We start from the raw sequence: 24213 nt of genomic DNA on the forward strand, positions 1-24213 counted from the left end.
CGATGCACGATGGCATGACCCTGATCTCGACGCTGGCCGCTGCCTTTGGCCTGGCCCTGGTGCTGGGCCTGCTCGCGCAATGGGCGCGGCTGCCGGCCCTCGTGGGCTACTTGCTGGCCGGCGTGCTGATCGGGCCGCACACGCCGGGCTTTGTTGGCGACGTGCACCTGGCCCAGCAGCTGTCAGAGGTCGGCGTCATGCTGCTGATGTTCGGCGTGGGCCTGCATTTTTCGGTGCACGACCTGGTGTCGGTCAAGGGCATCGCACTGCCCGGTGCGCTGGTGCAGATGGCCGCGGCGACGGCGATGGGCGCGGGCCTGGCTCACGGGTGGTGGGGCTGGGACCTGGGCGCGTCGCTGGTGTTTGGCCTGGCGCTGTCGGTGGCCAGCACGGTGGTCCTGCTGCGCGCGCTGGAATCACGCGAGCTGCTGCACACCGGCAATGGCCGCATCGCCGTGGGCTGGCTGGTGGTCGAGGACCTGGCCATGGTGCTGGCCCTCGTGTTGATGCCGGTGCTCAGCGGCAAGGGCGATGGCGGCGGCAACCTGGCCGTCACCATCCTGACAACCTTGCTCGCCGTGGCGGCCTTTGTCGCCGTCATGCTCATCGTTGGCCGGCGCCTGCTGCCGTGGCTGCTGTGGCAGGTCAACCGCACCGGCTCGCGCGAGCTGTTCACGTTGGCCACCGTGGCCGCCGCCATCGGCCTGGCGGTGGGGGCGGCGGCGCTGTTCGGTGTCAGCGTGGCGCTCGGCGCCTTCTTCGCCGGCCTGGTGCTGCGCGAATCGGCGTTCAGCGAGCGCGCGGCCCACGAGAGCCTGCCGCTGCGCGACGCCTTCGCCGTGCTGTTCTTCGTTGCGGTGGGCATGCTGTTCGACCCGCGCATCCTCGTCGAGCAGCCGTTGGCGGTGCTGGCGACGGTGGCCGTCATCCTGGTCGGCAAGACGTTCGCCGCCGGCGCGCTGGTGCTGCTGCTGCGCTATCCGCTGTCGACCGCGCTGACGGTGGCGGTCAGCCTGGCGCAGATCGGTGAATTCAGCTTCATTCTGATGGGGCTGGGGCAGAGCCTCAACCTGATTCCCCCCGAGGCGACCAGCCTCGTCGTCGCGGGTGCCATCGTGTCCATCGCGCTGAACCCGCTGCTGTTCTCGGGCGTGGAGCCGCTGCGCCGCTGGGTGCTGAAGCGTTCGGCCTGGGCGCGCAAGCTGGAGGCACGCGACGACCCGCTGGCCGAGTTGCCGGCCGACACGCCCGAGAGCGCGCTGGCGGGCCAGGTGGTGCTGGTCGGGCACGGGTCGCTGGGCACGGCCCTGCATGACGAGCTGGGCAGCCGCCCGCTGGTGGTCATCGACCGCGGTCGCGAGGTCGTCGAGAAGCTGCGTGCCGCCGGCCATGCGGCCGTGCTTGGCGACGCCAGCGAGGCCATGACGCTGGTGCAGGCCCACATTGCCCAGGCGGATTGGCTGGTAGTGGCCGTGACTGATGTGCGGGTCGTGCCGGCCATGCTGGCCACGGCGCGCCAGCTCAATCCCGGGCTGCGCTGTGCCGTCGTCGCCCAAACGCCGGAAGAGGCGCGGTGGCTGGAAGATGCCGGCGTCAACCATGTGCTGCGTTCGCAGCAGGCGCTGGCACAGGCGCTCGCTCGGGTCGTGGCCGCCTAGGCTTTCTGCTTGCCGCCAAAGGCCGCATACAGGCCCAGGGCGAAGTACACCAGCGCCGACACATAGCGCCCGCGGCCACCGGCACCGCGCAACAGCGGCTTTATCCAGCCGGCCAGCAGCGCATAGCCGCTGTCCGTCACCGCGGCGACCGCGACGAAGAGGATGCTCAGCGTCAAGGCTTGCGCGGCCTGCGAGCCCTCAGGGTGCAGGAACTGCGGGATGAAGGCGGCGAAGAACAGCGTCGTCTTGGGGTTGAGCAACGCGACGAAGAAGCCGTCGCGGAAGAGCTTGCGTGGCTCGGCGGGTGCAGGCGGCGTGCCGTCAGCCACTGCGGCCGGCTGGCGCAGGGCCTGGATGCCAAGGTAGACGAGATAGGCCGCGCCGGCCCAGCGCACGGCGGTGAAGGCCAGCGCCGACGCCGCGAACAGCGCCGCCAGGCCGATGGACGCGCCGACCGCATTCGTCAAATTGCCGAGGGCGACGCCGGCGACCGACGCAAGGCCTGCCGTGCGCCCCTGCGCCAGCGTGCGCGCGACGATGAAGACGACGCCCGGTCCCGGCGTCAGCGCGAGCACCAGGGTGGCGATCAGGAAGGCGTAGAGGGCGGCGCCGGTGGGCAACATGGGTGTCTCCTCAGGTCCGCTTCGAAGCCATGAAGCGCGGGTTGCGCAGCAAGGCCGCCGAGATCAGTGACACCAGCAGGCCGACCGGCACGATCTCGGCCATGGTCATCGGGAAGCGGAACAGCGGGTTGGCGTAGTTGCGCTTGAACTCGTCCATCTCGGCGGCGAGCTTGGCCAGCTCGGCCTCGGGCAGGCCCTTGGCCTTGCTCTGGGCCATGTACATCTTGGCCCACTCGGTGCCGAAGTCCAGCTTGGTGACGGCCAGCGTGACTTCCCAGGCCGCCGCATAAACGACGCCTGCGACGAGGCTGATGGCCAGGCCCAGCGCGAAGGCGGGCCAGAAACGGATGACGCCGCCGAGTTCGTCGTCACGGCGGCGCTTGATGGCGACGAAGATCAGGCTCAGCGCGATCAGCATCAGCGTGTAGCCGATGACCATGCCGTGAGCCGGCGGCGCCCCCCGGTTCAGGATCAGCAGGGCGAACAGCGGGATGCCGGCAGCCAAGCCGGCGACGGCACCGAAGCACACGATGGTCTTCAGCATGGGCCGATGTTCAGACCGGCCCGGCCGGTAGCGCAACAGGTCAGACCCCGGCCACCTGGGCCCGCGTGATGGCAGCCTGCTCGCGCACCCAGTCCGCAAACTGCTGCACCTCGGGCCGGCGCGCCGCGTTCGGCCCCAGCATCATCCAGTAGCTGAACGGGCAGCCCAGCCGCCCGGCCTTGCCGAAGGGCTCGACGAGCTCGCCGCGCGTCAGATGTTCGTGCACCAGGGGCAGGCGGGCCAGCGCCACACCCTGACCGGTCAGCGCGGCCTGCACCTGCTGGTAGGTGAAGTTCAGGTACAGCCAGCGGCGCGGCTGCAGGTCGTGCTCCCCCATCTCGGTCAGCCAGCGACGCCAGCTCAGGAACTCGGCGCTGGGGCGGGCGTCGTCTTCTTCGGCCAGCGCATGGCCGGCGAGGTCGGCGGCGCGCTTCAGCGGCGCCGGTGGGTTCTGCAGATACCAGGGGCTGACGCAGGGCGACAGCAGTTCCTCGAAGAGCTGCTCGGCGTCCGCCGGCACCGAGGGGCGGTCGTCATAGCGCAGCGCCAGGTCGCTTTCGCCGTCCTCCAAGTCGACCTTGCGGTCATAGGCCGACACGCGGATGTCGATGTCGGCATGCTCACGCTGGAAGGCCTCCATGCGCGGGATCAGCCACAGCGATGCGAAGGACGCAAAGGTGCTGACGTTGACGACGCGCCGGCCACGCGAGCGGCGGATCTGGCGCACGGTCTGGTCCAGCCGGGACAGCACGGCCACGGCGGTGGGCAGCAGCACGGCGCCATCACTGGACAGCTCCACCTTGCGCGTGCCGCGCAGGAAGAGCACGCAGCCGATCTCCTCCTCCAACGACTGGATCTGCCGGCTGATGGCCGACTGCGTCAGGCTCAGTTCCTCGGCCGCCGCGCGGAAGGACAGCAGGCGGGCGACGGCCTCGAAGGCGCGCAGCGGGCCGATGGACAGGGGTCTTTGGCGGACTGGTTGCTTCGGCTGATTCATGCGTGAATGGTATCAATCGGCGCCGCGGAGTCATTGGACCGCCTTGGGTGAAATAAGCAGAATCCCTGACATCAACCCAGGAGTCTCATCATGAGCGACGCGCAATCTGTTTGGCATTTGGACGGTGGCCGGGCCATGACCTTGGCCGGTGGCGCCGAGTCTCGCCGCCTGGCGGTGGCCCGTGGCCGCGTCTGGCTGACGCTGTCGGGCACCCCCGACGAGCCGGCCGAAGACAAGTGGCTGGAGGCCGGCGAGGCCGTGGCGCTGGCGCCGGGCCAGACGGCGGTGCTGGAAGGCTGGCCCGCCGCCGACTTCGAGCTGCTGGTGCCGCCGGTATCAGCCTCGGCGAGCCGTGGTTTTCTTGCCCGCCGGTTTTTGGGCCGCTGATTTCTTCCTGGCCACGGGCTTCGCGGCCTTGGCGTTGGCGGCACGCAAGGCCGCCTCGAGCGCCAGCCGCGCCCAGGGCAGCATCAGCGCAGGTGATTCCAGCGTCTCCTCGGGCGGCTGGTAGTAGCTCATCACCTGGCGCTCGCCGTTCTTGGTACCGTAGCTGAAGGGCTCGCAGCCGGCTGCGACGAAACGCTCACGCGACACGTCGTCGGTCTTCAGATAGAGCTGGTTCGAGATGACCAAGGCCATGAACAGGCCGTCCACGTAGATGCCGTGGCCGCCAAACATGCGGCGCGGCTGCACCGGGCCGAGGGGCTGCAGCAGCTCGACGCAGAGCTCGATGAAGGCGTCCATGCGTGATCAGCCCTTCCAGGTGAACGGGAAGTGCAGCTGGCGCAGGAAGCCGTCGGGCACATAGTCACCCAGCACGCCGTAGTGCTCCGGCCATTTGCGATCCGACTGCACGGCGGTGCCGAACAGGTGGTCAAGAAAGGCGAAGTGAGCCGCGTAGTTCTTGTCCAGCGCCTCCTGGTCCTGCGAGTGGTGCCAGTGGTGGAAGTTGGGCGTCACGATGAGGTAGCGCAGCGGCCCCAGGCGCACGCTGACGTTGGCGTGGTTGAACACGGCCTGGAAGCCGACGACGACGATGTAGGCGTCGATGACTTCCTTGCTGAAGCCCAGCACGAAGATGGGTGCCAGCACCAGGGTGCGCGTGATGATGAGCTCCAGGATGTGTTGGCGCGAGCCGGCCAGCCAGTCCATGCTCTTCACGCTGTGGTGCACCGCGTGCAGGCGCCACAGCGTCGGCACCTCGTGATAGGCCCGGTGCGTCCAGTACTGCACCAGGTCGGCCACCAGGACGATGAGGAAGAGGGCGACGGGGAAGGGCAGGCCCTGCACCCAGCCCTGGATGCCGTCCTTGGCCGCCCAGCCGAAGAACTTGTGCACCAGGAGATTGGTGGCCAGCATCACGAAGCCCACGGCCAGGTGGTTGACGATGAAGTGGTGGAAATCCGTCTGCCACTCGGGGCGGAACACCGGCTGGTCACGGCGCAGCGCGAACAGCTTCTCGATGAAGACGAAGATCAGCGTCGAGCCCAGCAGGTCGAGGATGAACCAGTCCAGGCCGACATAGGGCGTGTGGTCGGGGAAGTTCGGGTCCACCTCGACCTTGTGCCCGCCCAGCGCCAATGCCAGGCCCAGCAGCACGAAGGTCCACAGCGCCAGCCAGCGCATGCGGCTGAACACGATGTTGAACAGCGCCAGCCCGCCGGACAGCACCAAGGCCCAGTACAGCAGGCGCCGGATCACGTCGACGTCGTAGGACTGGCGCAACTGCGGCGTCGTCAGGTATTCGGGGAAGTGGAAGGCCAGCACGCCGAGGAAGCACAGGATGGCCAGCGTGAGCGCGATGACGCCGCTGATCATGCCGCGGCCCGGCTTGAGCGCCCCGCTTGATTCGCTGAGCTGGTTGAGCTTGTTCAGCACTGGTGGTTCTCCCTGCGTTTCCGTTGGGTCGGGACTCTAGCGAGGTCGGCGCTTGGCCCACAATGGCCAGATTCACAGGTCCGGAAGAAAGCCACGCTCTTGGACGCCAACGACCGCGCCGCCATCCGGCACAAGCTGATCGAACAACGGCTGGCCCTGCCCAACCGCCTGGACCTGGCCGCCGAGCTGCAGGAGGTGCTGAGCGTCTGGCTGCTGCGCCGGCGCGAGACCACCATCGGTGCCTACTGGCCCATCAAGGGTGAGTTCGACCCCCTGCCCACCCTTTACCGATGGGGTGAGAACCACCCCCATCGCCGCATCGGCCTGCCGGTGGTGGACAAGGTGCACGGCACGCTGCGCTTTCATGTCTGGTACCCCGGCTGCCCGATGGAGGAAGACGCCTTCCACATCCCCAAGCCCAAGGACACCGAGGAGTTCAAGCCCCAGCTGATGCTGGTGCCCTGCCTGGGCTTCGGACCTGCCGGCCTGCGGCTGGGCTATGGCGGTGGCTTCATGGACAAGACGCTGGCCGAGATGGATCCCAGGCCGGCGGCTGTTGGGATCGGCTATGCGCATGGCTTTTTGCCGTTGTTGAAGCCGAGTCAGCTGGATGTGGCGTTGGATGCGATGCTGACGGAGGAGGGGGTGGTTTGGGATCGGGAGGGGTGACGGTGGTTTGGGTTGCTTTTGCTTAGGGCGTGTCTGCTCGCTGCATTGCCGGGAGTCCGTCCCGGCGGCCGGGTAACTTTCTTCTGCGGGGCCAGAAGAAAGTCACCAAAGAAGAGGCCCTGAACCGCACACCAGCGCGACACCGCGATGAGCGGCGCGCGAAAACATCCGCTGGCATTGCGCGAAGAAGCGACCCGCTGCGCTCTCGCGTCTGACTTGTCACGACCAACATCCATCGCACCAGCGGCCCGTTCGACGCGCGGCTGCACGCCGGGCTCATCAGAAAACCAAATGCAGCGTCGCCCGAGCGACGCGGCTGTTCGGTATTTGTCGGGCGTCGGCGTGCAGCCGCGACTTAAGCGGCGTGAAGGTCTGATCGCTGGTGCTCGGCACAAGTGGTGGGCGAGAGCGCAGCGGTTCGCTTCGGGGTGCAGCCCGCTTCGAGCAACGCGAGCACCTGATCCCGCTCGAGTGCGGATTGCATTGAGCGCTCCTCTTTTGGTGACTTTTCTCTGGCGCGTCAGAGAAAAGTTACCCGCCCTCGCGGGGCGGATTCCCGCGGCAGTGCACGCGAGTCATGAGGACTTGGGCAAAGACAACCGGATGAGTCCGCCTGTCTCACAATCCAATATCTCCCCTGACACACGCAAATCCGATGTCCAAGCCCACCCTGCTGATCCTGAGCGCCGCCGCCGCCGCTCTGCTGCTGACCCAGGCCGCCCACGCCGCGTCCAAGCCCTGCGACGAACTCAAGACCGAGATCGCCGCCAAGCTCGACGAGAAGGGCGTCAAGGGCTACGAGATCGCTGCCGTTGACAACGACAAGGTCGGCGACGCCAAGGTCATCGGTAGCTGCGACGGCGGCACGAAGAAGCTGACCTACGTGCGCAAGTGAGCCGAGCGATGAGCCTCTACACCGACCACCTTGCCGCATTGCAGCAGCACGCGGAATCGGCACTCGAGCGCACCGGCTTCGACACACTGCTGATCGCCTCCGGCATCGAGAAATACGCCTTCCTCGACGACCGGCCCTATCTCTTCCAGGCCAACCCGCATTTCAAGCACTGGCTGCCGCTGACCAACCACCCGCACTCCTGGCTGGCCGTGCGCCCGGGCAGGAAGCCGCGCGTCGTCTACTACCAGCCCGACGACTACTGGCATGTGCCGCCCAGTGCGCCGAGCGGCGAGTGGGTGGATGCGGTCGAGCTGGTCGTCATTCGCGAACCGGAAGAGGCTGCCGCCGCGCTGGCCGACTGCATCACGCCGCGCACAGCCATCCTCGGTGAAGCCGATGCCGCGCTGCCGGGCGTGACCCCCAACAACCCCGAGACCCTGCTGAACCTGCTGCACTGGTCCCGTGGCGTGAAGAGCCCCTATGAGCTGGAGCAGATGCGCGCCGCCCAGCGCCGCGCGGTGCCGGGTCACAACGCCGCCCGCGCCGCCTTCCTGCGCGGCGAGAGTGAGGCCGGCATCCACCGCGCCTACCTCCTCGCCACTGGCCACACCGACCGCGACCTGCCTTACTCCAACATCGTCGGCCTCAACGAGCACGCCGCGGTGCTGCACTACCAGTACCAGGACGAGAGCCCGCCGGCCGAGTCGCGCAGCTTCCTCATCGACGCGGGTGCCCAGGTCAACAGCTATGCCAGCGACATCACCCGCACCTGGGCGGCGTCCGGTCACGACGAGTTCGCGGCGCTGATCGCGGCCATGGAGCGTGAGCAGCTGGGCTTGGTCGACGAAGTGCGCGAGGGCGTGGACTACCGCGACATCCACCTCAGCACGCACCGCCGCGTCGCCCGCGTGCTGCGCGAGGCCGGTATCGTCAACATGAGCGATGAGGCGATGGTGGCCGAAGGCGTCACCAAACTCTTCTTCCCGCATGGCATCGGCCATCTGCTGGGCCTGCAGGTGCATGACGTCGGCGGCTTCATGGCCAGCGAGGACGGCGGCGTGGCCGACAAGCCCGAGGGCCACCGCTACCTGCGCCTGACGCGGCCGCTGCAGGCCGGCATGGTGGTCACCATCGAGCCGGGGCTGTATTTCATCCCGATGCTGTTGCGCCAGCTGCGCGCGTCGCCGCAGGCGAGCCAGGTGGACTGGAATGCCGTCGAGCGGCTGGCGCGTTATGGCGGCATCCGCATCGAGGACGACGTGGCCTGCCGCGGTGCCGGCGAGGCGCCCGAGAACCTGACGCGGGACGCGTTCGCGGCGGTGTGACATGAAGCCCCCGCCCGTTCTTGCTGCGCTGCACGCGCGCAAGCCTGGTCGGCCCCCGGCGGGGGCGGCGATGCTCGCGGCATCAAGCTGCAAGCACATCGCCCTGGGCGGGCCGGCTAGGGAGCGGCCCGGCGCCCGGCCCGCAAGCTGACATGGACCTGGTGGTGGCCTTGCTGGCCGGCGCGCTCGCGCTGCCCGCCAGCGCGCCACCGCCCGACGCCCAGCTCGGCCGCGTCGAGGTGCAGGGCGAAGCTGCCACGGCGCGCGAGAGGAAGACGCTGGGCCAGCTCTTCAAGGCCGAGTCGTTGTTCGACAAACACCATGCCCTCGCGCCGGCCGCGGCGCTGAAGTTCAAGGTCTATGCGCGCACTCAGGCCGAGACGACGCAAGCGCTCGAACTGGGCCTGATGACGCGCGGTGGCCGCCAGCCGGTGGTGCTGGATGCCGAGGACCGTTTCGTCGTCGACCCGACGTGGCACGCGCTCGATGAGCGCACCGAGGTGCGCAGCCGTCTGGCCGATGGTCGCGTGACCTGGCGGCCCGACATCCGCACGCCCGGCGTGCCCGAGAGCGAGCGGCGCCTGGGCGACCTGCGGCTGCAATGCCGCGTCGCCTTCGGCAGCGGCGTGGCACGCGGCGCGACGTTCCTGTTTGGGCTGCTGCAGCTGGACACCGCCGATTGCGCGGACCGTGACTGGAGCCCCAGCAACTTCGCCGACCGGCCCATCTTTGCCGTGACGCTGGTGCACGGCGAGCGTCGCCTGACCCTCAGCGCACGCCTGCTGCACGGCCTGCGCGACGACGGCGGGCCCGACTACGACTGGGGCTACTCGCTGCGTGAGCGCATGTTCCGCCTGCCGATGGGTGATGCGAGCTGGCCGGACGATACGCGCGTCGTCTTCGAGGCCATGGACGATCCGCCCGCGCCGCCGGATGCGGGCGTTCAAGCGATCAAGGACGACTGGGCCCAGGCTGCCCTGGCCCTCACGGCTGGCACGACGCCCGCCGAGGTGGCGCAGCGGCTGGGCAAGGCGAGCGACGACACGCGCTTTGAATCCGGCCGGCGGCTGCAGCGCCATCTGCATGAGATCAAGACGCCGGCCGGGCCGCTGCAACTGGAACTGGTCAGCCTGTTCGGCGCAGACGACCGGCTGCTGAAGTCGTCGTTGCGGCGGCTGGAGTTGCCCAAGCCCAAGCCTTAGCGCGCCGGGTCGCCGTATTGCACGCCCCGCCCATGCGTGCCGACGTAGACGCGGCCAAACACCTTGGGGTCGCCGCTGATCTGCAGGATCAGGCCCCACTGGTGCGCGTCGTCGTTGATGCGCCGCCAGCTCGCTGCACTGTCGGCCGACCAGAAGATGCCGTATTGGCCGGAGACGACACCGACGAGGTAGAGGGCCGGCTCGGCTGAGCCTGGCGACGCGCGGCCAAAGCCGAAGGCGTGGATCTGCGTGACGGCGGGCTGCCGCTTGAAGCCTTGGCCATCACCGGCGCGGTACAGGCCGTGGTAGGCCGCGAGCCACAGGTCGCCCTCGCGGCCGGGCGTGGCGTAGAGCCTGTCCTGGCCGCCGCGGTGGTCGCCGCGGCCGCCGCCGTCGTGGTTGCGCGGCGCGGGGCGTTCGACGGCACCGTCGGGCAGGGCCAGCGGCCGGGCGCTGAAGGTCTTGCCGCCGTCGTCACTCGTGTACAGCTTGTCGTCGAACAGCGCCATTGCGTGGAAGCGGCGCGGGTTCACGCGGTCGGCAACGACACGGGTGCCGGCGGGCAGGCCCTGCGCCGCGGTCCACGTGTCGCCGCGGTCGTGGCTGACATGGGGCTGCCCACCCTTCGGTGTCCAGACCCAGGCCTTGCCATCCGCAGACACGGCGATGAAGCCGTCGCCGGACTTGGGGTCGGGCACGGCGGCCGGCTCACGCCAGGTCTTGCCGCCGTCCAGCGAGTAGCCCAGGTTTTTGCCGATGCGTGCATGGCCGATGCGCACGATGACCTCGGGCGCCAGCTCGGCGCCGGTCACGTCGTGCGTGTTGCCGAAGAAGGGCGGCTTGGGGTTGCCGGGTGCGGGCACGTCGAGGTCGGCATGGACGAAGCCCGAGTAGTCACCGATGGCCGTGACGAGCGGGACGCCCTGGGTCGGGCTGTGCAGCGCCAGGGCCACGGTCTCCTCGATGCCGGTGCTCATGACCTGCCAATGCGTGGGCTTGGCGTTGTCGGCCTGGGTCAGGTCCAGCGTTTCCCAGCCGCCATAGCCGGTGGTGAAGAGGGCATGGTCGGGGTTGGCGGGGTTGATCTTGACGTCGTACATCCAGTGCACCGGCGTGTCGGCAACGTAAGGCGCGGCGGCGGCGTCGAACTTCGCAGCGAGGAACGGCGGCTTCCACGTCGCGCCGCCATCGGTGCTGCGAAAGAGCTGGTCGCCCGCGCCTCGGCCGACCGTGCTGGCGAGCAGGCGCTGCGGGTTCGCGGCATCGACGGCGACGGTGGCATAACCGAAGGGGAGGGCGGCGCTGGGGCGCTCGGGCGTGATGTCGGCCCAAGCCTGCTTGGGGATGTCATAGCGCCAGACCGCGCCGTCTTTCATACGGTGCGGGCCGGGGTCGCTGGCATAGGCGATGTAGAGCTTGCCGTCACTCGCGAGCGCGGCGCGCATCGGGCGGTACTGCGTCGGGGCACCGGGGATAGGCAGCCAGCTCGTGCCGGCATCGCGACTCACCCAAAGGCTGGGCCGGCCGATGACCGACACGCCCGCGTAGATCGTTCGGCTGGGCTGGCCGCGTGTGCCACTGCTCGGGTCGAAGAGCACGAAGTTGATCGTCGCCTTGCCGTCGCTGCCGCCCCAGCTGGGTGGCGGGCCGTCGGCCGCGTCGCGGCGCCAGGCCGAGTCGGGGAAAGCGTCCACGCGCTGGAAGCTCTTGGCTGCATCCGCGCTGCGCCACAGGCCGGCAAAGCGGCTGGCGAGGTAGAGCACGCGGCCGTCATTGGGGTCCACGGCCAGCCGCTCGCCATTGCCGCGGCCGCCCTCATTGCCGCCGAGCTTGAAGGGCAAGTCGGTGCGCTGGAAGGTGCGGCCGCGATCGTGTGAGCGCAGCACGGCGCCATTGGGAACGGCGGGGTTGGTGTAGGTGCCGCAAGCCAGATACAGGGCGTCGGAGTCGTTGGGGTCGACGGCCAGGCTCTCCACGCCCATCAGGTTCACGTCGGCCAGCGGCAACCAGTCCAGCAGCGGCTGCCAGGGGCCGGTGGCCGTGTCGCGGCGGTAGGCGCCGCCCATGTCGGTGCGGGCATAGGCCAGGCCCGGCACGGCGGGCTGGAAGACGATGCCATCCACAAAGCCGCCGCCACCGATGGCGACCGGGCGCCAGTTGTAGGACACGTCGGCAGGTGGCGCGGCCTGGGCAGTTGCGGCGGCGAGCAGCAGGGCGCCCAGCAGGGGCTTGATGGGGTTCATGTCTCCAGCACTTCTTATGACAGCGCTCGACATCGTAATTTGTTCGCTCGACGAACAAATACGGTTTACCCCAAGAAACTCGATGTCACCGCTGCTGATTGGATGTGGCGCGGCACGCTCTCAAGAGCGGAACGTCGATCCAGCCCGGACTGCATGGACGCGAGGCGAAACGATCATCGCTTGCGAAGGCTCTCAACCAATCCATCACAAGCTGCTTCGACCAAGTCCAGCACCTCATCGAAGCCGGCAGCGCCGCCGTAGTAGGGGTCAGGCACTTGCGGGTTGCCTGCGTGAGGCGCGTAGTCCATCAGCAGCTTCAGTCGAGGCCGCTGGCTGGGCGGGCACAGCCGTTCCGCATGGGTGAGGTTGTCGGCATCCATCGCCAGCACAAGGTCGAAGCGGGCGAAGTCCTCCGCCACCAGCTTGCGGGCGCGCAAGCGACTCAGGTCATAGCCACGCTTCAGCGCGTGCTCCTGGCTGCGCTCGTCGGGCGGCGCACCGACGTGATAGCCATGCGTGCCGGCAGAGTCCACCTCCACATCGAGGCCGGCGGCCGCCAGCTTCGCGCGCATGACGCCCTCGGCCGTCGGGCTGCGACAGATGTTGCCCATGCAGAAGAACAGGATGCGGCGTGTGCTCATGCGCCGCATTGTCTAGAACCGCATGTCTGCCCGCAGCGAGATCACCCGGAAGGTGCGGTTGCGTGACCAGCTGTCGGTGACGATGTTGTGGCTGGTGATGGTGTCGATGTAGACGGCCTCCGACGTGACCTGTGCATCGCGCGGCAGCAGGTTGGCCAGGGACAGGCGCCAGTTGATGCCGTCGCGCACCGAGCCGCTGGCCCAGGACAGGTAGGCATCGAACTGGCGGCGGGCGGTCTCCTCACGCTTCAGGTTGAGGGTCTGCTGCACGCTGCTGGCCGGCACGTAGTTGAAGTTGAAGCCGCTGCCGAAGTTCTGGCCCAGGGCCTTCCAGCGGTGGTCGAGGCCGAAGTTCAGGCTGCCGCGCGGCTGCTGGTCCAGGCGGGCATTGGAGCCCGGGATGCCCTTGACCTTGCTGTCGAAGACGGCGATGTTGAAGCGCAGCAGCAGCAACTGCCATTCGGGCGGCGCTTCCTCCCACAGTTCGTCCAGGCGCGCCTTGACCTCGAACTCGAAGCCCATGGTGCGCGCGCCTTCCATGTTGCGCGGCCGGCTGACCCAGCGCTGCGACTCGTCCCAGGGCACCGTCTCCAGCTGCAGGTTGCTGCGGATCAGGCTCTTGATGTCGCGCACGAAAGCGCTGCCCGACACGATGCCGCCGGTGGGCAGCCAGTGCTCCAGGCTCAGGTCCACGCCGGTGGCCAGCTCGGGTTTGAGGTCGGGGTTGCCGGCACGGTCGGCGTAGGTGGGCAGGTTGGGGCCGGTGGGGTAGGTGGTGTTGATGGTCGGCCGGGCGATCAGGTCGTTGAGGTTGGGCGAGCGGTAGCTGCGCGTCAGGCTCAGCCGCACCTGGTCCTTGGGGAAGGCCTCGGGCTTCCACAGCAGGTGAAAGAGCGGTGACGTGACCTGCGAGACGTTGCGCGTGTCGGGCAGCAAGCCGCTGGCATCGGCGCGGGTCTCGATGCGTTCGTAGCGGATGCCGGCATAGACCGACCAGATCTTGCTCGGGCTCCACTCGTCCTGCGTGTAGGCGGCAAAACGCTGGTTGCGCGAGCCCAGCGTGTCGCCGAACTTCTGCAGCGCGGGCGACTCCACCCCGTCGATCAGCGTGCGGCGCACCTGCACCCGGTGGCTCTGCTCGCTCTCGGCGCCGGTCACCCACTGGTGCTCCTTGGCGGTCTTGAGGCTCCACTTGGCGCCCAGGCTGGTCTGGTCTTCGTCGGTGACGTTGTGGTCGTCCTGGATGCGCTCCAGGTCGATGCCAATGTCCTTCAGCGTCTCGCGGCGCTGGCTGTTGCTGGTGGACTTGAAGCCGCCACGGCCCACGCGCAGGTCCCAGCTCTCACCGACGGCGGGCCGATAGTTGGCCGACAGGTTGAGTCTCAGGTTGTGCACGCGGCTGTCGTTTTCGCCTTGCACGTCGCGAAAGCGCGTGAAGCCGACGGCGTTGTTCTGGCTTGAACCTTCGCTCTGCGACAGCGCGAAGAAGGGCGCGAGGTTGAAGCTCAGCGTGTCGCTGTATTTCCAGCGCAGGCGCGCATTGCCGTTGAGGTTGGCGCTGTTGCCCACGCTCGTGCCTTGCTGCACGGTCTCGTTGAGCACCTGGCCGGTGTCGGTGTCGACGACGCGGTTGTGCGAGTCGATGTTGTTGAAGCGACGGTGCAGGCCGGCGTTGGTCGACACCGCGCCGACGAACTCGTCGCCATTCGGCCCGCCCCACTTCAGGTTGCGCGTCCAGCTGGCGTCGGCCTGCGGCTCGCCGCGGTCCTGGCCGAGGCTCAGGCGCAGCTCGTTCGTGGCCTTGAGCAGCGGCTCGCGCAGGATGATGTTGATGGTGCCGGCAATGGCGCGCGCTCCAGTCTCGGCGGTGGGCGCGCGGTAGATCTCGATGCGCTCGACCTGGTCCGGCGGCAGGTCCTCCACCGCGAAGCCGGCCGGCGCGCGTTCGCCGTCGACGAGGATCTGCGTGAAGCCGCTGCCCAGGCCGCGCATGCGGATGTCGCCGCCACGCCCGGGCCGGCCGCCGATGGTGACGCCGGGCAGGCGGCGCAGCACGTCGCCCAGCACCGTGTCGCCGTAGCGATCCAGGTCTTCGCGCTCGATGACGATCTTGCTGGCCGTGCTGTTGCGGCGGCGGCTGTTGGCCGTCGGCCCGCCGTTGACCTCGACGCGGTCCAGGCGGTTGGCGGCGCCGCTGGCGGCGGAGGCCGGCGCGGCGGGCGGGGGCGGGGGCGTTTTTTGGGGCGTTGTCTGGGCCGCGCACAGGGCGTTGGCACACAGCATTGCCAGCGCAACAAGAAGGCGGCTCATGGCCGCGCATTCTTGCGGAGCGAAGTGACCTTTGCTTACGTAAAGCGCTCATTTACATGAGCGCAAGCGGCCGTCAGAACCGCCAACCCAGGCCGACGCTGGCAAGTGTCGGGTTGACCTTGAACTTGCCGGCCGACGCGCCGTTGGCATAGACCGTCGTCTGCAGGTCGACCTTCTTCACGTCGAAGTTCAGATAGGTGCCCTTGCTGATCTCGACGTCTGCGCCGATCTGCCAGGCAGCGCCCCAGCTGTTGTGCTTGATGCTGGGATGAAGAGCGGTCTGCACGGCAGGCGCGAACTCGACGCTGGAGAAGTTCGTGTAGTTCACGCCTGCGCCGACGTAGGGACGCACGGTGCCGGTCGGGTTGAAGTGGTACTGCAGCGTCAGCGTCGGCGGCAGGTGCTTGAGCGAGCCGATCTCGCTGCCGTTGGAGTAGATCGTCTGCTTCTGCGGATAGGTCAGGATCAGCTCGGCTGCGATGTTGGGCGCGATGAAGTAGCTGAAATCAACTTCTGGGAAGGTCTTGTTGTTGATCGACAGGCCCAGGCCCGTGCTGTCCTTGTTGGCGGAATCCAGGTGCAGCGCCCGCACGCGTACCAGCAGCGGGCCTTCATCGGCAAAGGCGGGCTGCAGGGCAAGGGCGGYGGCGGCAACGGCGGCCAGGCGCAGGGCGGAAGAGAACTTCATCAATGGCTCCAGTGAATGGGACGTGTCCCGATGGAGGCATTGCACGCGCCGGCGGCTCACGGCGGTTTGAGGCAACACAAGGTGGCGCCTCGCAGCGCCACACTCGATGTGGGGTTTTGAGCTGGATCAAACCTTGTTGCCAAGGCCGAGGCGTTTGCACAACTCCAGCGTCAGCGCGCTCTGGTTGAGCGTGTAGAAGTGGATGCCCGGCGCGCCGCCGTCGATGAGGCGTTCGCACAGCCGCGTGATGACGTCCAGGCCGAAGGCACGGATGCTGGCGGCGTCGTCCATGAAGCCTTCCATCTTCATCTGCACCCAGCGCGGGATGTCGATGCCGTCACGCTGCGCGAACTGGGCGATGCGGCCGTAGTTGTGGAAGGGCATGATGCCCGGCACGATGGGCTGGGTGACGCCCAGGCGGCGCGCCTCGTCGACGAAGTGGAAGTAGGCGTCGGCGTTGAAGAAGAACTGCGTGATCGCGCCATCGGCGCCGGCCTTCATCTTGTCGACGAAGTGCTGCAGGTCGCGCGCCGCATAGCGCTGCTGCGGGTGCACCTCGGGGTAGGCCGCGACCTCGATATGCCAATCCTTGCCCTGGGTCTCGCGGATGAAGCTGACCAGTTCGGAGGCGTAGCGGAACTCGCCCGCCGTGGCCGTGCCGCTGGGCAGGTCGCCGCGCAGCGCGACGACGCGGTGGATGTCCTGGGCACGGTAGGTGGCCAGGATCTCGGCGATGTTCTCGCGCGTGGAGCCCACGCAGGAGAGATGCGGTGCGGCATTGAAGCCGGCCGCGGCGATGTCCATCACGGCGCCCAGGGTCTTGTCGCGCGTGGAGCCGCCGGCGCCGTAGGTGACGCTGAAGTACTGGGGCGACATCGCGCCCAGCTCCTGCACGACGGTCTTGAGCTTTTCGACGCCGACCGGCGTGTTCGGGGGGAAAAATTCGAAACTGACAAGGGTGCTCATCGGGAGGCCCACAAGAAGAATTCGCGGTTGCCATCACCGCCGGTGATGGGGCTGTCGAAGTAGTCCAGCACCTTGAGGCCGAGGGCCGTGCAGGCCAGGCGCACGCGGGCTTCCAGTCGCGGGTAGTCGGCCTCGTCCTTGACGAGACCGCCCTTGCCCAGGGCTTGTGGCCCCAGTTCGAACTGCGGCTTGATGAGCACGAGCAGATGGCCGTGCACCTCCAGCCAAGGCAGCAACTCCGGGAGGCTGCCCACCATGGAAATGAAACTCAGGTCGCCGACGATCAGCGTGAAGCCGCCCGTCGGCGCGTGCTGGCGCAACACGTCCAGCTCGCGCACATGCACGCCTTCCAGCGCCGTGACGCGCGGGTCGGCCAGCAGCTTGGCATGCAGCTGGCCATGGCCCACGTCCACGCCAACGACATGGCGGGCGCCGTGAGCCAGCAGGCAGTCTGTGAAGCCGCCCGTGCTCTGGCCGACGTCCAGCACAATGTGCGTCGTGACGTCGAAGCCGACGCGGGTGAGCGCCCCTTCCAGCTTGAGCCCGCCGCGCGATACATAGCGCAGCTCCGCGTCGTCGGTGACGCGCAGCTGCGCCGTCTCGGGCAGGTCCTCGCCGGCCTTCTTCAACATCGCCCAGCCGGTGGGCGAGGCCCATTCGGCGGCGGCGTTCGAGATCAAGCGCTGGGCCACCGAGCGGGTCGGTGCCAGGCCTTGGGCGACGAGGAGCTGGTCAGCGCGCATCGACGATCAGTACCGATAAGTGTCGGGCTTGTACGGGCCGGCCTTGTTGACGCCGATGTAGGCGGCCTGCTCTTCCGTCAGCTCGGTCAGCTGCGCATTCAGCGTGGTCAGCTGCAGGCGCGCGACCTTCTCGTCCAGGTGCTTGGGCAGCACATAGACCTGGCCGATGGCGTAGTTGTCCTTGTGCGCGTAGAGCTCGATCTGGGCGATGGTCTGGTTCGCGAACGAGCTGCTCATCACATAGCTCGGGTGACCCGTGCCGCAGCCCAGGTTCACCAGGCGGCCCTTGGCCAAGAGAATGATCCGCTTGCCGTCCGGGAAGATCACATGGTCGACCTGGGGCTTGATCTCTTCCCACTCGTACTGCTCCAGCGCCGCGACCTCGATCTCGTTGTCGAAGTGGCCGATGTTGCAGACGATGGCGTTGTTCTTCATCGCCAGCATGTGCTCGTGGCGGATGACGTTCTTGTTGCCGGTCGTCGTCACGAAGATGTCGGCCTTGCTTTGGGCGTACTCCATCGTCACGACGCGATAGCCTTCCATCGCGGCCTGCAGKGCGYWGATSGGGTCGATCTCGGTGACCCACACTTGCGCCGACAGCGCACGCAGCGCCTGGGCCGAGCCCTTGCCCACGTCGCCATAGCCGGCCACGACGGCGATCTTGCCGGCGACCATCACGTCGGTAGCGCGCTTGATGCCGTCCACCAGCGATTCACGGCAGCCGTAGAGGTTGTCGAACTTGCTCTTGGTGACCGAGTCGTTGACGTTGATGGCGCGGAACAGCAGCGTGCCCTTGGCCGACATTTCCTTCAGGCGGTGCACGCCCGTGGTCGTCTCTTCGGTCACGCCGATGATCTCAGCGCTCTTGCGGGTGTACCAGCTGCCGTCTTCGGCGACCTTCTTCTTGATGGCCGCGAATAGGATGCGCTCTTCCTCGCTGCCGGGGTTGGCCAGCACGGACAGATCCTTCTCGGCCTTCTGGCCCAGGTGCATCAGCAGCGTCGCGTCGCCGCCGTCGTCCAGGATCATGTTGGGGCCTTCGCCCGCTTCACCCTTGCCGGCAAATTCGAAGATGCGGTGGGTGTAGTCCCAGTAGTCTTCCAGCGTCTCGCCCTTGTAGGCGAACACGGGCGTGCCGACGGCGGCCAGCGCGGCGGCGGCGTGGTCCTGCGTCGAGAAGATGTTGCACGAGGCCCAGCGCACTTCGGCGCCCAGGGCTTGCAGCGTCTCGACCAGCACGGCCGTCTGGATGGTCATGTGCAGCGAACCGGTGACGCGCGCGCCCTTGAGCGGCTGTGTGGCGGCGTATTCCTTGCGAATGGCCATCAACGCCGGCATCTCATGCTCGGCGATCTTGATTTCCTTGCGGCCCCAGTCGGCCAGCGACAGGTCCTTGACGATGTGATTCGTGGTGCTCATGCAGGGCTCCTTCAAGCGAATGAAGCCGCTGGCGGGTCGTACGGGGGGATCAAACCTCACCCAGGCACGGATTGCCAGCGGGTGAGCGCAGTTGCAGGGGGTCAGAACTTCCGAGCCTGGCCTCAATAGGTGCTGAGGTTGCAACGCTCCTCGGAAGGAGGCGGCATTCTAGCCGGCAGCGCTGCGCAGCAGCGAGATGTCCTCGCGTGGCGGCGCGCCAAAAAGGCGACGATATTCACGGCTGAACTGCGAAGGGCTCTCGTAACCAACCCGGTGCGCGGCACTGGCGGCATCCAGGCCATCGCCCAGCATCAGCCGGCGTGCCTGCTGCAGGCGCAGGTTTTTCTGAAACTGGAGCGGTGACAGGGCGGTCAGCTGCTTGAAGCGCAGGTGCAGCGTCGATGGGCTCATGTGGGCGAGGGCGGCCAGTTCGTCGATGGACAGAGGTTCGGCATAGCGGCGCGACAGCTGCTCGATGACGCGGCCCACGCGGCGGGTGACGCCGTCGGTATGCGCCAGCGAACGCAGCCGCGGGCCCAGCGGGCCGGTCAGCACGCGGTAGAGGATCTCGCGCTGCACCAACGGTGCCAGCGTCTTCAGATCCTGCGGGCTGTCCAGCAGCTGCAGCAGACGCAGGGCAGCGTCCAGCAGCGGCGCGGTGACGGGCGCGACATGCAGGCCGGCGTCGTTGCCTTCAGGCGGTGCATCGCCGTCCAGCAGCAGCTCGGTCAGCGCCTGCGTCTCGCAGCTCAGGCGCATACAGACATAGGGCTTGGCCGGGCTGGCCTCCAGCACTTGGCCGCGCGGCAGCATGGTCATGGGTACGACGAGGCACTGCATGGCGTCGTAATGCACCACGCGCTCGCCGAGCTGCGCGCGCTTGCGGCCCTGCAGCACCAGCACCAGGCCGGGCTCGTAAACCGCCGGCACAGGCTGGGCCGGCGCGCTGGCGCGGATCAGCCGCAGCCAGGGCAGGGCGGTCGTGTGCAGGCCATCTGCGGGCGCGCGGGCCAGGGCCTGCGCGATCGTGCGCTCGCGCAGAGCTTGCAGGTCATCGTCGTTTGGCATGCGGGTGATTGTGCAAACACTTGCCGATGGGCGGCGCAATGCGGGTTCAAGCGCTGGAGGATCGGGCAAACATGCGCCAGCTTTGTGCTGGGCGCGCAGGGTTGAGTTTCCTAAGCTGTCCCCATCCCATTGATGATCCCTTCAAGGAGTTCCACCATGACGCATTCGACCCTTCCCCGCCGCCGCCTCGGCGCTCACGGCCCCGTGGTTTCTGCCCTGGGCCTGGGCTGCATGGGCATGTCTGAGTTCTACGGCCCGGCCGATGATGCCCAGTCGCTGGCCGTGCTGCACCACGCGCTGGACATCGGCATCAACTTCCTCGACACGGCCGATATGTATGGCACCGGCGCCAACGAGCGCCTGCTGTCGCAGTTGCTGGCCACGCGTCGCGACGAGGTGATCGTCGCGACAAAGTTCGGCCATGTGCGTGCGCCGGATGGCGCGGCGGTGCGCATCGACGGCAGCCCGGCCTATGTGCGCGAGGCCTGCGATGCGAGTCTCAAGCGCCTGGGTGTGGACCACATCGACCTCTACTACCAGCACCGCGTCGACAAGAACGTGCCCATCGAAGAAACCGTCGGCGCGATGGCCGGGCTGGTCAAGGCCGGCAAGGTCGGGCACCTGGGCCTTTCGGAGGCCTCGGCCGCGACCATCCGCCGCGCGCATGCGGTGCACCGAATAGCCGCTGTGCAGACCGAATACTCGCTGTGGAGCCGCGACGTCGAAGCCGAGATCCTGCCCACCTGCCGTGAGTTGGGCATCACGCTGGTGCCCTACAGCCCGCTGGGCCGCGGCTTCCTGACCGGCGCCATCCGTTCGGCCGAGCAACTGGCACCCGACGATCGCCGCCGCATCCATCCGCGCTTCCAGGGCGGCAACCTGGACCACAACCTCGCGCTGGCGGATGCGCTGTCGGCGTTGGCCGAGGAGTGGAGCTACATGCCGGCCCAGCTCGCGCTGGCCTGGCTGCTGCACCAGGGCGAGGACATCGTGCCCATTCCCGGCACGCGCAGCATCAAGCGGCTCGATGAGAACGCGCTGGCGTCCCACATCCACTTCGATGCCGGCCGGCGCGAGCGCATCGAGGCGCTGCTGGCCGCGCACATGGTGGCCGGCACGCGCTACCCGGCGGCGCAGATGAGCGCAGTCAACGTGTGATGCTGCGATAGGCCCAGAAGCGCGGCAACAGGAAGCCGGTGGCGATGACACCGGCCAGGCAGATCACGCCGCCGATCCAGATCGCCGGCGCCACGCCCCAGGCGTCGGCCATGAAGCCTGCCCGCGCGTTGCCGACCAGCGGGCCGGTCAGGTAGCTGATCATCTCAATGCCCGCGAGCCGCCCGCGCAGCGTGTTCGGGATGGTCTCGTTCCAGATGGTGCCGCGGAACACGCCGCTGACCATGTCGGCGGCACCCGCCACCGCCAGGCAGGCCAGGCCCAGCATCAGGCTGGGTGCAAAGCCCAGCGCCACGATGCCCAGAGCCCACACCGCCGCCGCGATGACGACCGCGCGGCCGTGGTGGCTGACCTTGCCCGTCCAGCCGCTGAACAGGCCGATGACCAGCGCGCCGACCGACATCGCCGACAGCAGCCAACCCACCGATTCGGTGCGCCCGTCCGCCGCCGCCATCGCCGGGAACAGCGCCACCGGGAAGGCAAAGGCCATCGCGACGATGTCGACGATGTAGGTGCCCATCAGCTCGGGCCGCGCCCACGCGAAGCGCAGGCCTTCGGCAAGATCGGCCAGCAGATGCGGCCGTTCGCCTGGTGCGTCGACCGTGCCGATGGTTTCGCGCGGTATGCGGGCGATGAAGAACAGCGCCGCGATGAAGGTCGCGAGGTCGAAGATGTAGGCACCGACCGCGCCCCATTTCGCCAGCAGGATGCCCGCGAGAGCCGGCCCAGCCACCATGCCCACCGTGCCGCGCACGGAGGACAAGGCTGCGACCGCCGCGAACTCCTCGGGCCGCGCGAGCTTCTGCGTCAGCGCCTCCAGCGCCGGGCGGTGAAAGCCGCTGGCGCCCTGTAGCACCGCCACCAGCGCGTAGATGGCCAGCACGCTCGGCGTGGCGCTCAGCGCATTCATCAGCAGGCCGGCCAGGCACAACGCCATCAAGGCCTCCGAGCCGATCAGCAGACGCTTGCGGTCGACCCGGTCCGCCACCGCGCCGCCCAGTAGGCCGCAGACGACGACGGGAATCAGCTGCACCAGGCCGAGCAGGCCGACCTGGGCGTTGGAGTGCGTCAGCTCATAGAGCTGCCAGGGCACGGCCACATAGCTGACCATGGTGCCCAGGCCCGAGATGAACTGACTGGCGAAGAGGCGGCGAAAGGCGGTGTTGCGGCGCAGCGGCGCGATATCAAGAAGCATTCAGTGAACTTGGCTTTCGAAGCGGGCAAAGCGTGCTTCGAGGTCCCATTGCAGGCGGGCCTTGGTGTGGGTGGAAAGGAAGTCGCGGCAGCGCGCCGTCTTGGGCTCAGCTCCGGTGCGTTCGCCTGTGCAGCTTGCAACGAAGCGGCCGCTGCCGGTGTCGGCCAGCAAAGCCTGACCTTCGACGAAGCCGTAGTGGAGGGCATTGCGCGACAGCTGCTTGAAGTCACGGTAGCTCAGCTTCGGATAGGTGGCCGCGGCGCGCTGGTATTCGTTCGTCAGGTCGATGCGGAACACGCCTTCATCGTCGGCCGACAAGGCCGTGGGCACGCCGAACTGGCGGTACAGCAGGAAGGGGTGCTGATCGCCCTTGAGGTCGTGCACGATGGCATTGCTGGTCAGGTTGATCTCAACCATCACGCCCCGCTTGGCCATCTCGCGCAGCGTGTCGAAGGCGCCGGTCTCCAGGCCGATCGCCTCGCCGTGACCGATGCGGCGCGCGCCGGCGACGTCCAGCGCCTGGCGGATGTGGTCCTTGAAATCCTCGGGCGGTACGAGGCCGAATCCGAACTCGCCCGCATGCAGCGTGACCTTCACCTCGGGGTAGAGCTTGCTTAAGCGCCCGATGACGCTCATCTGCTCCTTGTAGTGGCGTAGCGTGCCGGGGTCGTCCTCGGGCGCGACGAGATTGAGCCCGACGTAGCGCGGGTCGGCCTTCACAAGCAGGAAGGCCAGCGCGATCTGCGCATTGACCTGCTCGGGCGGGAAGGTGCGGATGACCTGGGCCAGATAGCGCAGCGCCACGCCGCAGCCCGGCTCGGCATTGGCCTGGTTGCAGTGCGCCAGCTCGCGCCAGCGCTTCTCGATGCGGTCCAGCTCGGCGCGCGTGTCGGCGACGATGCGCTGTAGGGCCGGGTGATGGGCCCAGTCGCTGGCGGGCCGGTCGGCGCGGAAGGCACCGGCCTCGGCCGCCGCGATGGCGCGCGCCTTGTCCATGCCCCAGGACTGCAACAGCTCCAGGTAGACCGTGTTCTCCGCGCCGCGGCGGTTGGTCGCCTCACGCAGCATGTCGCCCTCGCGGCCGAGCGTGCCGGGGATGAAGCGGCCGAAGGTGACGAAGGTCTGGTCGTGGCCGGACTTGCTGCCGCGCTCGTAGTTGCGCACCGAGTAGGCGTCGACGAGCTGGCTGTAGCGGGCGCTGTCGGCCGCGTAGTCCCTCATCAGGGGCCGCGCCGTGTCGCAGGGCGGGAAACTGATCTGGCCACTGGCCGGGTCCACGCATTTGCCGTCCGCGCTGGCCCAGCCAATGATGTTCTCGGCGTAGATGCTGCCGTCCAGGTGGTTGTGCAGGTCGCCGCCCTTGGGGAAGGCGGCCATGAATTGCCGCAGCAGCCAGGGGTTGCTGCGGGCTTGCTCAAGCGCGCGGGCTGCACCGGCCTCGTCGGCATGGGCCAGCGGGCACAGGGTCAGGGCGAGAAGCAGTGGGGCAAGACGGCGCATGGCGGCAACTCGGGCGGCAATCGTGACCGGGCGATCCTAGGTGTGATCGACCCAGGCGCCGCGATCTCGTAGATCCGGGCACGATGGCGTTGCTGTCGATAAGTCGGATGCGGTACAACGATGTGCTCTCGCCAAGCCCTGCGCCAAGCGTTCGCATGCAGCCAGGGATCGATGCCGCCAATCACAAGCGCGGCGCCCTCCAGCCCGACATGTATGGGCTCCTAGCCTTCGGTGAAATCTTCAAGCTGCATAACGAGGCTGGGCAATAACCCGATTTCTGCGATGCCCGCAGCGGCTGATCACCGTGGATGCTGAGGAATTCTTCATCGTTTGATGCATCGAGCCGCCGGCCCGATTGGATTGGACCTCGTGAATGCCCTGCGTGGCGCTCTCGGCGCCTTGCTCGCGTTGCGCATCTTTCCCATTCCTCATGATCGTTCGCCTCTGTTGGCGATCTTCTCGATGTTGTGCAC

At 67.9% G+C, this 24213-nt stretch carries 22 protein-coding genes and 1 riboswitch; of the genes, 7 read left to right on the forward strand and 15 right to left on the reverse strand.

Annotation, left to right across the window (positions count from 1 at the left end; genetic code table 11):
* The first annotated feature begins 2 nt into the window (after window positions 1–2).
* On the forward strand, window positions 3–1658 hold the full coding sequence (locus tag ACXJKJ_RS14160) for a cation:proton antiporter (RefSeq protein ID WP_457390564.1): 1656 nt from the start codon (window positions 3–5) through the stop codon (window positions 1656–1658).
* Here the strand turns inward: ACXJKJ_RS14160 and ACXJKJ_RS14165 are convergent.
* Genes ACXJKJ_RS14165 through ACXJKJ_RS14175 form a run of 3 tightly spaced genes read right to left on the reverse strand, consistent with a single transcriptional unit; the run spans window position 1655 to window position 3822 of the window.
* Window positions 1655–2281: a LysE family translocator gene (locus ACXJKJ_RS14165; protein ID WP_457390565.1), complete on the reverse strand. Its 627-nt coding sequence runs from the start codon at window positions 2279–2281 to the stop codon at window positions 1655–1657. The genes ACXJKJ_RS14160 and ACXJKJ_RS14165 overlap by 4 nt on opposite strands.
* Window positions 2282–2291: 10 nt before the next feature.
* Window positions 2292–2825 carry a DUF4199 domain-containing protein gene (locus ACXJKJ_RS14170; RefSeq protein WP_457390566.1) on the reverse strand — a complete coding sequence of 178 codons (534 nt, stop codon included), beginning with the start codon at window positions 2823–2825 and terminating at the stop codon, window positions 2292–2294.
* 40 nt (window positions 2826–2865) lie between these two features.
* Window positions 2866–3822 (reverse strand): LysR substrate-binding domain-containing protein, encoded by a 957-nt coding sequence (locus tag ACXJKJ_RS14175; RefSeq protein WP_457323066.1) that lies wholly within the window; start codon window positions 3820–3822, stop codon window positions 2866–2868.
* Between the two features lie 90 nt (window positions 3823–3912).
* Here ACXJKJ_RS14175 and ACXJKJ_RS14180 point away from each other — a divergent pair, with 90 nt between their 5' ends.
* A complete protein-coding gene (locus ACXJKJ_RS14180) occupies window positions 3913–4209 on the forward strand; it encodes a DUF2917 domain-containing protein (protein WP_082532395.1) in 297 nt (98 codons plus the stop codon).
* On the opposite strand, the gene ACXJKJ_RS14185 is transcribed toward ACXJKJ_RS14180, so the two are convergent.
* The gene (locus ACXJKJ_RS14185) at window positions 4159–4566 is read right to left on the reverse strand and encodes a TfoX/Sxy family protein (protein WP_457390567.1); all 408 of its coding nucleotides are present in this window, start codon (window positions 4564–4566) and stop codon (window positions 4159–4161) included. The two genes, ACXJKJ_RS14180 and ACXJKJ_RS14185, sit on opposite strands and share 51 nt — an antisense overlap.
* Window positions 4567–4572: 6 nt before the next feature.
* Window positions 4573–5700, reverse strand: a complete 1128-nt coding sequence (locus ACXJKJ_RS14190) for a sterol desaturase family protein (RefSeq protein WP_057298115.1) — start codon at window positions 5698–5700, stop codon at window positions 4573–4575.
* Window positions 5701–5799: 99 nt separating this feature from the next.
* On the opposite strand from ACXJKJ_RS14190, the gene ACXJKJ_RS14195 reads away from it, so the two are divergent.
* From ACXJKJ_RS14195 to ACXJKJ_RS14210, 4 genes are all read left to right on the forward strand, one after another.
* Entirely contained in the window at window positions 5800–6369 is a 570-nt protein-coding gene (locus ACXJKJ_RS14195) for a 5-formyltetrahydrofolate cyclo-ligase (RefSeq protein WP_457390568.1), read from the forward strand.
* Window positions 6370–7024: 655 nt separating this feature from the next.
* On the forward strand, window positions 7025–7264 hold the full coding sequence (locus ACXJKJ_RS14200; RefSeq protein WP_457390569.1) for a DUF1161 domain-containing protein: 240 nt from the start codon (window positions 7025–7027) through the stop codon (window positions 7262–7264).
* An 8-nt stretch (window positions 7265–7272) separates the two neighbouring features.
* The gene (gene pepQ, locus ACXJKJ_RS14205; protein WP_457390570.1) at window positions 7273–8589 is read left to right on the forward strand and encodes a Xaa-Pro dipeptidase; all 1317 of its coding nucleotides are present in this window, start codon (window positions 7273–7275) and stop codon (window positions 8587–8589) included.
* A 152-nt stretch (window positions 8590–8741) separates the two neighbouring features.
* Window positions 8742–9791, forward strand: coding sequence for a hypothetical protein (locus tag ACXJKJ_RS14210; RefSeq protein WP_457390571.1), 1050 nt, complete (start codon window positions 8742–8744; stop codon window positions 9789–9791).
* Here ACXJKJ_RS14210 and ACXJKJ_RS14215 read toward each other — a convergent pair.
* The 8 genes from ACXJKJ_RS14215 to ACXJKJ_RS14250 form a co-directional block, all read right to left on the reverse strand.
* The gene (locus tag ACXJKJ_RS14215) at window positions 9788–12034 is read right to left on the reverse strand and encodes a xyloglucanase (protein WP_457390572.1); all 2247 of its coding nucleotides are present in this window, start codon (window positions 12032–12034) and stop codon (window positions 9788–9790) included. The genes ACXJKJ_RS14210 and ACXJKJ_RS14215 overlap by 4 nt on opposite strands.
* Before the next feature lie 173 nt (window positions 12035–12207).
* Window positions 12208–12675: a low molecular weight protein-tyrosine-phosphatase gene (locus ACXJKJ_RS14220; protein ID WP_457390573.1), complete on the reverse strand. Its 468-nt coding sequence runs from the start codon at window positions 12673–12675 to the stop codon at window positions 12208–12210.
* A gap of 12 nt (window positions 12676–12687) precedes the next feature.
* Complete coding sequence (locus tag ACXJKJ_RS14225; RefSeq protein WP_457390574.1) at window positions 12688–14985, reverse strand: TonB-dependent receptor plug domain-containing protein; 2298 nt, start codon at window positions 14983–14985, stop codon at window positions 12688–12690.
* Window positions 14986–15058: 73 nt separating this feature from the next.
* A complete protein-coding gene (locus ACXJKJ_RS14230; protein WP_457390575.1) occupies window positions 15059–15673 on the reverse strand; it encodes an OmpW/AlkL family protein in 615 nt (204 codons plus the stop codon).
* Between the two features lie 126 nt (window positions 15674–15799).
* Window positions 15800–16639, reverse strand: a complete 840-nt coding sequence (metF, locus tag ACXJKJ_RS14235; protein ID WP_457352611.1) for a methylenetetrahydrofolate reductase [NAD(P)H] — start codon at window positions 16637–16639, stop codon at window positions 15800–15802.
* Complete coding sequence (locus tag ACXJKJ_RS14240) at window positions 16636–17382, reverse strand: TlyA family RNA methyltransferase (RefSeq protein ID WP_457390576.1); 747 nt, start codon at window positions 17380–17382, stop codon at window positions 16636–16638. The genes metF and ACXJKJ_RS14240 overlap by 4 nt, the downstream gene beginning before the upstream one ends.
* A 6-nt stretch (window positions 17383–17388) precedes the next feature.
* Window positions 17389–18801, reverse strand: coding sequence for an adenosylhomocysteinase (gene ahcY, locus ACXJKJ_RS14245; RefSeq protein ID WP_457390577.1), 1413 nt, complete (start codon window positions 18799–18801; stop codon window positions 17389–17391).
* 76 nt (window positions 18802–18877) lie between these two features.
* A riboswitch (S-adenosyl-L-homocysteine riboswitch) is annotated at window positions 18878–18959 on the reverse strand.
* Between the two features lie 10 nt (window positions 18960–18969).
* A complete protein-coding gene (locus ACXJKJ_RS14250) occupies window positions 18970–19869 on the reverse strand; it encodes an AraC family transcriptional regulator N-terminal domain-containing protein (RefSeq protein WP_457390578.1) in 900 nt (299 codons plus the stop codon).
* Between the two features lie 156 nt (window positions 19870–20025).
* Here ACXJKJ_RS14250 and ACXJKJ_RS14255 point away from each other — a divergent pair, with 156 nt between their 5' ends.
* On the forward strand, window positions 20026–21027 hold the full coding sequence (locus ACXJKJ_RS14255) for an aldo/keto reductase (protein ID WP_457390579.1): 1002 nt from the start codon (window positions 20026–20028) through the stop codon (window positions 21025–21027).
* Here ACXJKJ_RS14255 and ACXJKJ_RS14260 read toward each other — a convergent pair.
* Together ACXJKJ_RS14260 and ACXJKJ_RS14265 are read right to left on the reverse strand one after the other, a co-directional pair.
* Window positions 21017–22240 carry an MFS transporter gene (locus ACXJKJ_RS14260; protein ID WP_457390580.1) on the reverse strand — a complete coding sequence of 408 codons (1224 nt, stop codon included), beginning with the start codon at window positions 22238–22240 and terminating at the stop codon, window positions 21017–21019. The two genes, ACXJKJ_RS14255 and ACXJKJ_RS14260, sit on opposite strands and share 11 nt — an antisense overlap.
* Window positions 22241–23740: a hypothetical protein gene (locus ACXJKJ_RS14265; protein ID WP_457390581.1), complete on the reverse strand. Its 1500-nt coding sequence runs from the start codon at window positions 23738–23740 to the stop codon at window positions 22241–22243.
* Between the last annotated feature and the right edge of the window lie 473 nt (window positions 23741–24213).

The sequence above is a fragment of the Roseateles sp. P5_E1 genome (assembly GCF_054049335.1).